The organism is Achromobacter sp. 2789STDY5608615 (assembly GCF_001298995.1).
GTDB classification, from domain to species: Bacteria; Pseudomonadota; Gammaproteobacteria; order Burkholderiales; family Burkholderiaceae_B; genus Achromobacter; species Achromobacter insuavis.
The window spans coordinates 79382-89682 of sequence record NZ_CYTY01000029.1; the positions used below are offsets into that span (position 1 = coordinate 79382).

10 protein-coding genes are annotated in these 10301 nt (G+C 68.6%); all 10 read left to right on the plus strand.

The genetic code is table 11. The features are described 5' to 3' along the window. The first annotated feature begins 121 nt into the window (after nucleotides 1–121). The 10 genes from AOZ49_RS22490 (at nucleotide 122) to AOZ49_RS22530 (ending at nucleotide 10108) form a co-directional block, all read left to right on the plus strand. Entirely contained in the window at nucleotides 122–1042 is a 921-nt protein-coding gene (locus AOZ49_RS22490) for a branched-chain amino acid ABC transporter permease (RefSeq protein WP_006392702.1), read from the plus strand. A 2-nt stretch (nucleotides 1043–1044) separates the two neighbouring features. After that, nucleotides 1045–2013 (plus strand): branched-chain amino acid ABC transporter permease, encoded by a 969-nt coding sequence (locus AOZ49_RS22495; protein ID WP_054477860.1) that lies wholly within the window; start codon nucleotides 1045–1047, stop codon nucleotides 2011–2013. Further along, the gene (locus tag AOZ49_RS22500; protein ID WP_054433231.1) at nucleotides 2010–2810 is read left to right on the plus strand and encodes an ABC transporter ATP-binding protein; all 801 of its coding nucleotides are present in this window, start codon (nucleotides 2010–2012) and stop codon (nucleotides 2808–2810) included. Before AOZ49_RS22495 ends, AOZ49_RS22500 begins: the two co-directional genes overlap by 4 nt. Beyond that, nucleotides 2810–3514, plus strand: a complete 705-nt coding sequence (locus AOZ49_RS22505; protein ID WP_054433232.1) for an ABC transporter ATP-binding protein — start codon at nucleotides 2810–2812, stop codon at nucleotides 3512–3514. The genes AOZ49_RS22500 and AOZ49_RS22505 overlap by 1 nt, the downstream gene beginning before the upstream one ends. Before the next feature lie 217 nt (nucleotides 3515–3731). Next, on the plus strand, nucleotides 3732–5717 hold the full coding sequence (siaA, locus tag AOZ49_RS22510; protein WP_197286553.1) for a biofilm regulation protein phosphatase SiaA: 1986 nt from the start codon (nucleotides 3732–3734) through the stop codon (nucleotides 5715–5717). A 23-nt stretch (nucleotides 5718–5740) separates the two neighbouring features. Continuing rightward, entirely contained in the window at nucleotides 5741–6280 is a 540-nt protein-coding gene (gene siaB / locus AOZ49_RS22515; RefSeq protein WP_054477862.1) for a biofilm regulation protein kinase SiaB, read from the plus strand. Between the two features lie 39 nt (nucleotides 6281–6319). Continuing rightward, the gene (gene siaC / locus AOZ49_RS22520; RefSeq protein WP_054477864.1) at nucleotides 6320–6697 is read left to right on the plus strand and encodes a biofilm regulation phosphoprotein SiaC; all 378 of its coding nucleotides are present in this window, start codon (nucleotides 6320–6322) and stop codon (nucleotides 6695–6697) included. After that, a complete protein-coding gene (gene siaD / locus AOZ49_RS22525; protein ID WP_054433241.1) occupies nucleotides 6694–7491 on the plus strand; it encodes a biofilm regulation diguanylate cyclase SiaD in 798 nt (265 codons plus the stop codon). Before siaC ends, siaD begins: the two co-directional genes overlap by 4 nt. A 41-nt stretch (nucleotides 7492–7532) precedes the next feature. After that, nucleotides 7533–7919, plus strand: coding sequence for a hypothetical protein (locus tag AOZ49_RS33670; RefSeq protein ID WP_231690417.1), 387 nt, complete (start codon nucleotides 7533–7535; stop codon nucleotides 7917–7919). Next, nucleotides 7880–10108 carry a sensor domain-containing protein gene (locus tag AOZ49_RS22530; protein ID WP_231690418.1) on the plus strand — a complete coding sequence of 743 codons (2229 nt, stop codon included), beginning with the start codon at nucleotides 7880–7882 and terminating at the stop codon, nucleotides 10106–10108. Before AOZ49_RS33670 ends, AOZ49_RS22530 begins: the two co-directional genes overlap by 40 nt. Nucleotides 10109–10301: the final 193 nt, after the last annotated feature.

The following is a 10301-nucleotide window of genomic DNA, read 5'->3' on the forward strand; positions in this document are numbered from 1 at the left end:
GCTACACGATGCAGCCCGGCCCCGCGGGGTCGCACGGATCCGGCTTCGCCGGTCCGTCGCGACACCCCCTTGAGGGGGAAGCGCGCAGCGCTTCGGGGGTGGGCCCACCAGGGGATTTTTCATGACGTTCACGCTCATCATCGAGCAATTGCTGAACGGTCTGCAGTTTGGGTTGATGTTGTTTCTGATTGCGGCCGGGCTGACCCTGGTGTTCGGCATCATGGACATCATGAATCTGGCGCATGGCTCGCTCTATATGGCAGGCGCCTATGTCGCCGCCGAAACCATGCAGCGCACGGGGTCCTTCACCGCCGCCGTCCTGGTGGCCGCCGTCGCCACCGGGCTGGTCGGGGTGGCGCTGGAACTGACGCTGATCCGCCGCCTGGCGCTGCGCGACCACCTGGCGCAGGTGCTGGGCACCTACGCCGTCATCCTCATCGCCAATGACCTGGTCAAGATGATCTGGGGCCCGGCCCCGGTCATGCTGAACATGCCGGCGCTGCTGTCCGGGCCGGTGCGCCTCTTGCCCGACCTGCTGTATCCGGCCTACCGCCTGATGATCATCGTCTTCGGCGTGGCCTCGGCCGTGGGGCTGTACTGGTTCGTGACGCGCACCCGCGCCGGCGTGCTGGTGCGGGCCGGCGCCTCGAACCGGCAGATGGCCACCCTGATGGGCGTGCGCGTGCCGCTGCTGTTCCTGGGCGTGTTCGTGCTGGGCGCCATGCTGGCGGCCGTGGCCGGCGCGCTGCTGGGCCCGATCACCTCGGTGCAGGTCGGCATGGGCGAGGAAATCCTGATCCTGGTGCTGGTGTGCATCGTCATCGGCGGCATCGGCTCGATCCGCGGCGCCTTCGTCGGCGCGCTGCTGGTGGGCATGGTCGATACGGCCGGGCGCGCCTTCCTGCCGATGCTGCTGCGCCAGGTGTTCTCGCCGGCGGTCGCGTCCAGCGTCGGCCCGACGCTGGCGGCCATCGCCATCTACGTGCTGATGGCGGCGGTCCTGGTGTTCCGGCCTTCCGGCCTGTTTCCGGCGCGAGGCTGAGCATGCGGACCTCTTCGATCCTCTGGGCCCTGGCCCTGCTGGCCGCGCTGGCGGCGTTCCCGCTGGTGGCGCCGGCCCTGGGCCTGGATTTCTATATCTCCTTCGTGCGCCGCGTGCTGATCTACGCGCTGGCCGCCACCAGCCTGAACCTGATCCTGGGCTACGGCGGCATGGTGGCGCTGGGCCACGCGGCCTTCTTCGGCGCCGGCGCCTACGCGGTCGGCATCCTGGCGATGTCGGGCGTGACTTCGGCGCTGGTGTCGTGGCCGGTGGCGATGCTGCTGGCGGCGCTGCTGGCCTTCATCACGGGCGCGATCTCGCTGCGCACCCGCGGCGTGTACTTCATCATGATCACGCTGGCGTTCGCGCAGATGCTGTTCTACATCTTCATCTCGCTGCGCCAGTACGGCGGCGAGGACGGCCTGAACCTGCCGGGCTACTCGTCGCTGCCGGGCATCGACCTGGCCAACGACGTGGCGTTCTATTACCTGGTGCTGGTGATCTTCGCCGTGATGATGTGGCTGTTCGGGCGGGTGACGCTGTCGCGTTTCGGCACCGCGCTGCAGGGCATCCGTGAAAACGAGTCGCGCATGGAATCCATGGGCTACCCGGTCTACCGCATCAAGCTCACCGCCTTCACGCTGAGCGGCGCCGTGGCCGGACTGGCCGGCGCGCTGCTGGCCAACCACAACCTGTTCATCTCGCCCAGCCTGATGCACTGGACCCAGTCGGCCAACCTGCTGATCATGGTGCTGGTGGGCGGCATCGGCCTGCGCTACGGCGGCGTGGCCGGCGCGGTGGTGATGCTGGTGCTGGAGGAAGTGCTGCGCCAGTGGACCGAATACTGGCACCTGCCCCTGGGCGTGCTGCTGCTGTGCGTGGTGTTCGGCGCGCCGCGCGGCCTGGTGGGCCTGTTCGGCCCGCTGTTCGGTGGCCGCGCCGCCGCCCAAACCGGCAAGGCGGGATCATGAACCAGACCCATACCTCGACGCAGGCCCCCGCGCTGCAGGCCAGCAACCTGGTGCGCCGCTTCGGCGCGCTGGTGGCCACCGACAATGTGTCGATCTCCCTGAACCCGGGCGAGATCCATGCCCTGATCGGCCCCAACGGCGCCGGCAAGTCGACCCTGATCCACCTGCTGTCCGGCACGCTGGCGGCCGACTCCGGCGCGCTGGCAGTGGACGGCCGCGACGTCACCGCCATGAACGCGCACCAGCGCGTGGCGGCGGGCCTGTCGCGCTCGTACCAGATCACCAACATCTTCAAGCAGTCCAGCGTGCTGGATAACCTGGTGCTGGCGGTGCAGGCCCACGCCGGCAGCAGCTTCCGCTTCTGGCGGCCGCGCGCCGCCGAGTCGGCCCTGTACGAGCAGGCCCGCGAGCTGGCGCGCGAATGCGCCATCGATCCCGCCCTGCTGGACCGCGCCGCCGGCACCTTGCCGCATGGCGAGCAGCGCAAGGTGGAATTCGCGCTGGCCCTGGCCGCGCGGCCGCGCGTGCTGCTGTTGGACGAACCCATGGCCGGCATGGGGCCCGACGAGACCCTGCGCCTGACCGACCTGATCGAATCCCTGCGCGGCCGCGCCGCCATGCTGCTGGTCGAGCACGACATGCAGGCGGTGTTCCGGCTGGCCGACCGCATCTCGGTGCTGGTGTACGGCCGCGTGATCGCCACCGGCACGCCGGACGAGATCCGCGCCAACCCGGATGTGCGCCAGGCCTACCTCGGCGATGACGAAACGGCGCCCGCGCGCCAGGAGCTTGCCTGATGCTCAGCATTGAATCGGCCCAGAGCGGCTACGGCGCCAGCCAGGTGCTGTTCGGCGTGGACCTGCAGATCGGCGCGGGCCAGGTGGTGACGCTGCTGGGCCGCAACGGCATGGGCAAGACCACGCTGCTGCGCACCCTGTTCGGCCAGCTGCCGCTGCGCGGCGGCAAGATCCGCTTCGTCGACCAGGACATCAGCGGCTGGAGCCCCGACCGCATCGCCCGCACCGGCATGGCCATCGTGCCCGAGGGGCGCCAGTGCTTTCCCAACCTGACGGTGCGCGAACACCTGACGGCCTTCGTGGCGGCGCGCAATCCCGCCATCGGCGAGCCGTGGACGCCCGAGCGCGTGTTCGAGCTGTTCCCGCGCCTGGGCGAGCGCGCCCGCAACATGGGCAACCAGCTGTCGGGCGGCGAGCAGCAGATGCTGGCCATCGGCCGCGCCCTGGTCACGAACCCGCGCCTCCTGATCCTGGACGAGGCCACCGAGGGCCTGGCGCCCAAGATCCGCGAGGAGATCTGGAGCTGCCTGGCGCGCCTGCGCCAGGCCGGCCAGACCATCCTGGTGATCGACAAGTACGTCGAGCGCCTGCTGAGCCTGGCCGACCGCCATGTCATCCTGGAACGCGGCAAGGTGGTCTGGACCGGCGACTCCGCGGCGCTCGATGCCGACCGCGGATTGTGGGAGCGCTACCTGGGCGTGTAGCGCGAAAGCCGCAATCCCGGCGCGGAGCGCGGCCTTTCTTTCGATATAAAACGCAACAAACGCGCGGTTTGCGGGGCAGGGCCTGAAATAGGCTGACCTTTGGCAAATCCGCGTGTTTACGCCTGTTTCAATTCATCTCGTGGTTCTCTACACTTAGCGCGCCGTGCGTACCGCGTGGATGCGTCACGTCTTATCAAGCTGTCAGGGAAGACTTCGCATGGCGAAATGGGGTTTGCGCAAAAAATCATTGATGGCGCTGTTGCTGGCGTGCCTGGTCGCCCTGGCGCCGGCCGCGCTGATAGGCTGGCAGGTGCTGGACGGGGTCCGCGACCACTTCGGGCGCGCTTTCGCCGACAACTTCACGCAATTGAACCGCCAGCGCATCCTGGCGCCGGTGTCGCGCGAGCTGGCGCTGTCGCAGCGGCTGGCCGACAGCGAGGTGACGCGCCGCTGGCTGCGCAACGAAGCCGATCCGGCCGCGCGCGAGCTGTTCTTCCGCGAGGCCGACGGCTACCGCCGCGACCTGCTGGGCCGCGCCTATTTCATCGCCAGCGCCGCCACCGGCCACTATTACTTCAACGATGACCAGCCGCTGTCGGAAGCGCCGCGCTATACGCTCAGCCGCGAGGCGGCCGACGATGGCTGGTTCTACAACTCGCTCAAGGCGAGCGCGCGTTACAACATCAACGTCAATCCGGACCTCAAGCTCAAGACCACGCGGGTCTGGATCAACGTGCAGGTGCGCGACGGCGACAAGGTCATCGGCCTGACCGGCGCCGGCCTGGACGTGGGCGGCTTCCTGCGCGACTTCGTCAACAGCGGCCAGCCGGGCGTCACCCCCATCATCGTCGACGAGGAGGGGGCGATCCAGGCGCACATGGATCCGACGCTGATCGCCTACAACTCGGGGGCCAGCGGCGCCAACGGCCGCGGCATGGTGTTCAACCTGCTCGACCCCGGCAGCGGCCGCGACGAGCTGCGTTCGGCGCTGCACGCCGCCCAGGCCGACCCGCAATCGGTGCAGACCGCCTGGGTCGCGATCGACGGCGTGCGCCAGCTGGTGTCGGTGGCCTACATGCCCGAGCTGCACTGGCACGTGCTGACGGTGGTGGACCTGGGCGCCGCCCGGGTGCTCGATACCGACTGGCTGTGGCCGGCCGCGATCGGCCTGGTGCTGCTGTTCGCGGCCCTGCTGCTGTGCTTCGGCTACGCCATCGAGCGCCTGATGCTGCGGCCGCTGCGCCGCCTGCAGCAGTCGGCCCGCGCCATCGCCAACGGCAGCTACGACGTGCGCCTGCCGCCGGGCGGCCAGGACGAGATCGGCGACCTGAGCCGCGCCTTCGGCGTCATGGCCGACAAGGTGCGCCAGCACACCGCCGAACTCGAAAGCAAGGTGCGCGAGCGCACCTCCGAGCTGGAGGACGCCAACCGCGCCATGGCGGCGGCGCACAAGAAGATCGGCGATTCGATCGACTACGCCAGCCTGATCCAGCGCGCCATCCTGCCGGACCGCCAGCTGACCCAGTCGCTCGGCGCCCATCACTTCGTGCTGTGGAAGCCGCGCGACGTGGTCGGCGGCGACTTCTACGTGTTCCGCTCGGACGGCCCCAACTGCCTGCTGGGCATCATGGACTGCGCCGGCCACGGCGTGCCGGGCGCCCTGATGACCATGCTGGCGCGCGCCGCCATCGACCTGGCCATCACCGAGGCCGGCCCGGCCGACCCCGCCGGGATCCTGGCCCGCACCGACAGCGCCATCCGCGCCATGCTTGCCGATGCGCAACTGCCGCGGGCCCTCGCGACAAATACCGACGCGGGGCTGGTATATATTGACCGCCAGTCCGGCATGTTGCGGTATGCCGGCGCCAAGATCAGCCTGTTTGCCAGCGACGGCGAAACCCTGCGCGAAGTGCCCGGGGGCAAGCGCGCGCTGGGCGACAAGCGGACCGGGGCCTACCAGAACATCGAGTTGCGCATGGAGCCGGGCTGGACCTACTACCTGGCGACCGACGGCTTCCTGGACCAGGCCGGCGGCGAGCACGGTTTCGGCTTTGGCAACACGCGTTTCGCCGAAATGCTCAAGAGACACGCGCGGCAGCCGTTAACTGACCAGGCGGCCGCGTTTACCGAGGCCCTGGCTCGTTACCAGGGCGAACGGCCGCAGCGCGACGACATTACCTTGCTGTCTTTCCGTTTCGAATAATCGTTATCAGGGCGGTAACTCCCATGAATGCCTCCGATCTCTACGCATTGGGCGAGCGGTTCGACCAGAATCGCACGCTGTTGTGCTTCAACGGGCCGATCTCCCGCAGCCTGATCGAGGAAATCGGCAATGCGCTGAAGAATTACCTGAACGCCGAGCATGCCCGGCCGGCGGAGGCCATGGACGTGTTCTCGGTGTACATCGAGATGATCCAGAACATCCGCCAGTACGCCGCGCAGAACGGCGACACGGACGCCGCCGCCACCGTGGTCATCGGGCGCCGCGACGAGAGCCGCTACGTGGTGTCGGCCGGCAACCTGGTCAAGGCCGAGGATGGCCGCAGCCTGGTGGCCCGCATCCAGCAGCTGGCCGCGCTGGACAAGGCCGCCCTGAAGGCGGAATACAAGACCCAGCTGCACAAGCCGCGCACCCCCGGCGTGGCCTCGGGCGCCGGCCTGGGACTGATCGATATCGCGCGTCGGGCCGGCGCGCCGCTGGAGGCCAGCCTGACGCCCGCCGCGGGCGAGGGCCAGGCGTTCTTCAGCCTGAGCGTCGTGATCTGACCGCCGCCCCTGAGCCTTAGACCCTTTTCGGAGTTACTGATGAAAGACCTGAATATCGCGGGGACCCAGTCCACGCCCGCCATCACCGCGGACGCCGCCGCCGGCGTGCTGGCGATGCGCGGCGACTCCTACCCCGAGAATTCGTTCGAGCTGTTCGGCCCGGTGATCGAGTGGGTCGAGGCCTACCTGCTCGGCAGCGCCGCGCCGCTGAACCTGGAACTCGAACTGCTCTATCTGAACACCAGCAGCATCAAGTCCGTCATGGACATCTTCGATGTGCTGGAGGCCGCCCACGGCAAGGGCCGCAGCGTCAGCGTCACCTGGTTCTACGACATGCGCAACGAGCGCGTCGGCGAGCTGGCCGAGGAATTCAAGGAAGACTGCTCCTTCCCGTTCTCCGTCGTCGGCCGCCAATGAAGGCCGGCAACGCCGAGCTGGATGACCGCATCGTCGGCTTGCTGGCGGATCCGGCCTATGCCGGGCATCCGTTGCGCGAGGCGTTGCAGGATCTGTGGCGGCACACGGCGGAACAGATGGCGCGGATCGAGCGCGTCACGCACTTGTCGGATGCCTACCAGTCCATGGCGCACCAGCGCGAAATGGGCCTGTGCGAGCAATTCGACCGGCAGCTGCGGCGGCTGGCGCGCATCGCGCGCATCTCCGACCACTATCAGAGCATGATGCGCGACCTGAACGCCACGCTGGAGGAAACCTCGCGCCGCGATCCCCTGACGGGCCTGCTCAACCGCCGCGCCCTGATGGAAATGATCAAGCAGGAAGTCCAGCGCGCCGCCCGTGGCGGCCAGGCTTTCGTGGTGGCCATGCTCGACGTCGACCATTTCAAGTCGGTCAACGATCGCTACGGCCACGAGATTGGCGACCGCGCCCTGGTCGAGCTGGCCGGCGCCATGCGCCGCAGCGTGCGCGAATACGATCTGTGCGGCCGCTGGGGCGGCGAGGAATTCCTCGTGCTGCTGCCCGCGACCCCGCCGGAAACGGCGCAGGGCGTGATGGACCGGCTGGTCGGCGCGGTGCGCGGCCTGGCCATCGATGTCGGCGCCGATGTGTTGCGCCTGACCGTCAGTATCGGCATGGCCTGTCACCAGCTCGGAGAAACCTTTTCAGAAACGCTCAGCCGGGCGGACCAGGCGTTGTACCTGGCCAAACAGGACGGACGCGACCGCGTCGCACTTGGCTTCCCCCGGCCCTGAAATGAACCCGGAATCGTTGTTCTTCCGGTATGGAGCCCCTTATGCTTGATTCTCATCCAGGCGGTTCGAGCGCGGCCCCGCAGGGCGCCGCGTGGCAGGTGAGCAACTATCTGGCGTCGATGGACCGGGCACTGCTGCTGTTCGATTTCGATGCCGCCGGCGCTCTCATCAACGCCAACGACAACTTCCTGGCCGCGCTGGGCTATGCCCGCGCCGACATCGCCGGGCTGCGCCACGACCTGCTGTGCGACAGCATGGACGAAGGCAAGGGCATCGCCAGCGCCGAACATATCTGGGCGCGGCTGCGCCGCGGCGAGGTCTTTCCGGCACCTGCCGCTACCGCAAGCAGAGCGGCGCGTCGCTGTGGATCGAGGCGACCTACCTGCCGATGCGCGACGAAAGCGGCGAAGTGCGCCGCATCGCGGTGATCTCGCGCAAGTCGATCGCCGACGCCGAGCGCCAGGAGGAAGTCCGCCTGCTGCTGCTGGGCATCAACGAAACCGGCAACGCCGTGGCCGTGTCCGGCCGCGACGGCCGCATCGTCTACGTCAACGACAGCTTCCAGCGCATGCTGGGCTTCTCGCGCGCCGACGCGCTGGAGCAGGAGCTCGGCGAACTGCTGGCCGGCACCCGCCACGACGGCGGCACCCGCGAGGAGCTGGACCGCCGCATCGCCTGCCGCGAGGGCTATCACAAGGACGTGCTGGTCTACGACCGCAGCGGCAAGCCGCTGTGGGTGTCGGTCATGGCCAACTCGGTGTTCGACGAGCGCGGTTCGCTGGTCAACATCGTCGACGTGCTGACCGACATCACCCCCACCAAGGTGCATGAGGTGCTGCAGCGCCGCGTGCTGCAGGCCATGGTCAACGAAGCCTCGGTGGTGGAAGTGATGAACATGGTGTGCCGCGAGGTCGAGCGCCTGGCGCCCGAAGTCGCGGCCACGGTGCTGCGGGTGGACGAGGCCGGCAAGCTGCGGACGCTGGCTTCGCCGAGCATGCCGCCGGCCTATAACGAAGCATTGGACGGCATGGCCATCGGCCCTCAGGTGGGCGCCTGCGGCACCGCGGCTTTCCTCGGGCGGCCGGTGATCGTGCCCGACATCGCCACCGATCCGCTGTGGGATGACTACCGCCATCTGCCGCTGCCGGACGATATCAAGGCCTGCTGGTCCTCGCCGATCAAGTCGAGCGACGGCCGCGTCATCGGCACCTTCGGTTTCTACTTCCGCGAACGCCGCCTGCCGGACGACTTCCACCACCGCCTGGTGGACGTCTGCGTGTACCTGTGCGCGCTGGCGCTGGAACGCGAAGAGGCCCGCGCCCGCATCCGCCAGCTGGCGTTCTACGACGAGCTGACCGGCCTGCCGAACCGCAACCTGCTGCTGGCCCAGGCCGAGCAGGCCATCGCCCGCGCCGAGCCCGAGCGCAAGCGCGTGGCGGTGCTGTTCCTGGACCTGGACCGCTTCAAGCAGGTCAACGACACGCTCGGCCACCCCATCGGCGACGCGCTGCTGCGCGACATCGCCCAGCGCCTGCGGCGCCTGGCGCGCGCCACCGACATCGTCGGCCGCCTGTCGGGCGACGAGTTCGTGATGCTGATGCCCGATTTCGAGCATGGCCGCCTGACCGCCGCCGCCGAGCACATCCTGGTGTCGCTGGCGCAGCCGTTCGTGGTGGGCGGCATCACGCTCAATCCGTCGGTGAGCATCGGCATCAGCGTGTTCCCCGAGAACGGCCGCGACATGGACACGCTGCTGCGCCATGCCGACATGGCCATGTACCAGGCCAAGACGGCGGGCCGCAACCGCATCTCGTTCTTCAGTGCCGAGATGAACCGCCAGGCGCAGGAACGCCTGGCGCTGGAGGCGGCGCTGCGCGACGCGCTGGAAGGTCGCGCGTTGCGGCTGCACTACCAGCCGCAGGTGGGCCTGAAGAACGGCAGCCTGTACGGCGTCGAGGCGCTGGCCCGCTGGCGCCACCCGACGCTGGGCGACATCTCGCCGGCGCGCTTCGTGCCGCTGGCCGAGGAATGCGGCCTGATCGGCGACCTGGGCGACTGGGCGGTGCGCGAGGCCTGCTCGCAGCTCTCCATCTGGCGCAACAACGGCCTGCGCGTGCCGTCGGTGTCGGTGAACCTGTCGGCCACCAATTTCCACAACCTGAACCTGCCGCGCATGATCGCCGCGACGCTGGCCGAGTTCGGGCTGGCGGCGTCGGACCTGATGCTGGAAATCACGGAAGGCGTGGTGCTGGACGCCACGGCGGGCACGCTGCGCACGATCGCGGAGCTGCACCGCCTGGGCGTGCGCCTGTCGATGGACGATTTCGGCACGGGCTATTCCAGCCTGGGCCACTTGCGCCGCCTGATCGTGGACGAACTGAAGCTGGACCGCAGTTTCGTCCAGGGGCTGGAGAACGACGACGCGGCGCGGGCGCTGACCAGCGCCGTCATCCGCATCGGGGAGAGTCTCAGCCTGCCGGTGGTGGCCGAGGGGATCGAGAACGAGGAACAGCGGCGCTTCTTGATCGAGCAGGGGTGTGCGGCGGGGCAGGGGTTTTTGTTTTCGCCGCCGTTGCCGGCTAATGATTTGGAGGATTGGTTGCGGGCGCGGGGGTGAGTGGGGTGGGTTGCTGTTGCGGGGTGGGTTCTTAAGGCGCGCGTGGCGGGGTCGGTGGGGGATGGCGGGGCTACGATTGCGGTCCGGAGCGTTCGCTCCGGACTTGCCCTTCGTCATCTTCGTCACAGCCTTCGGCTGTTCCTTCAGATTCCCTCGGGCGCATCTACACGCCCCGCCATCCCCCACCGACCCC

What these genes read in the sequence shown, in the direction of transcription:
- AOZ49_RS22490 (WP_006392702.1), top strand. Translation starts at nt 122, where the DNA reads ATGACGTTCACGCTCATCATCGAGCAATTGCTGAACGGTCTGCAGTTT.
- AOZ49_RS22495 (WP_054477860.1), top strand. Translation starts at nt 1,045, where the DNA reads ATGCGGACCTCTTCGATCCTCTGGGCCCTGGCCCTGCTGGCCGCGCTG.
- AOZ49_RS22500 (WP_054433231.1), top strand. Translation starts at nt 2,010, where the DNA reads ATGAACCAGACCCATACCTCGACGCAGGCCCCCGCGCTGCAGGCCAGC.
- AOZ49_RS22505 (WP_054433232.1), top strand. Translation starts at nt 2,810, where the DNA reads ATGCTCAGCATTGAATCGGCCCAGAGCGGCTACGGCGCCAGCCAGGTG.
- siaA (WP_197286553.1), top strand. Translation starts at nt 3,732, where the DNA reads ATGGCGAAATGGGGTTTGCGCAAAAAATCATTGATGGCGCTGTTGCTG.
- siaB (WP_054477862.1), top strand. Translation starts at nt 5,741, where the DNA reads ATGAATGCCTCCGATCTCTACGCATTGGGCGAGCGGTTCGACCAGAAT.
- siaC (WP_054477864.1), top strand. Translation starts at nt 6,320, where the DNA reads ATGAAAGACCTGAATATCGCGGGGACCCAGTCCACGCCCGCCATCACC.
- siaD (WP_054433241.1), top strand. Translation starts at nt 6,694, where the DNA reads ATGAAGGCCGGCAACGCCGAGCTGGATGACCGCATCGTCGGCTTGCTG.
- AOZ49_RS33670 (WP_231690417.1), top strand. Translation starts at nt 7,533, where the DNA reads ATGCTTGATTCTCATCCAGGCGGTTCGAGCGCGGCCCCGCAGGGCGCC.
- AOZ49_RS22530 (WP_231690418.1), top strand. Translation starts at nt 7,880, where the DNA reads ATGCGCGACGAAAGCGGCGAAGTGCGCCGCATCGCGGTGATCTCGCGC.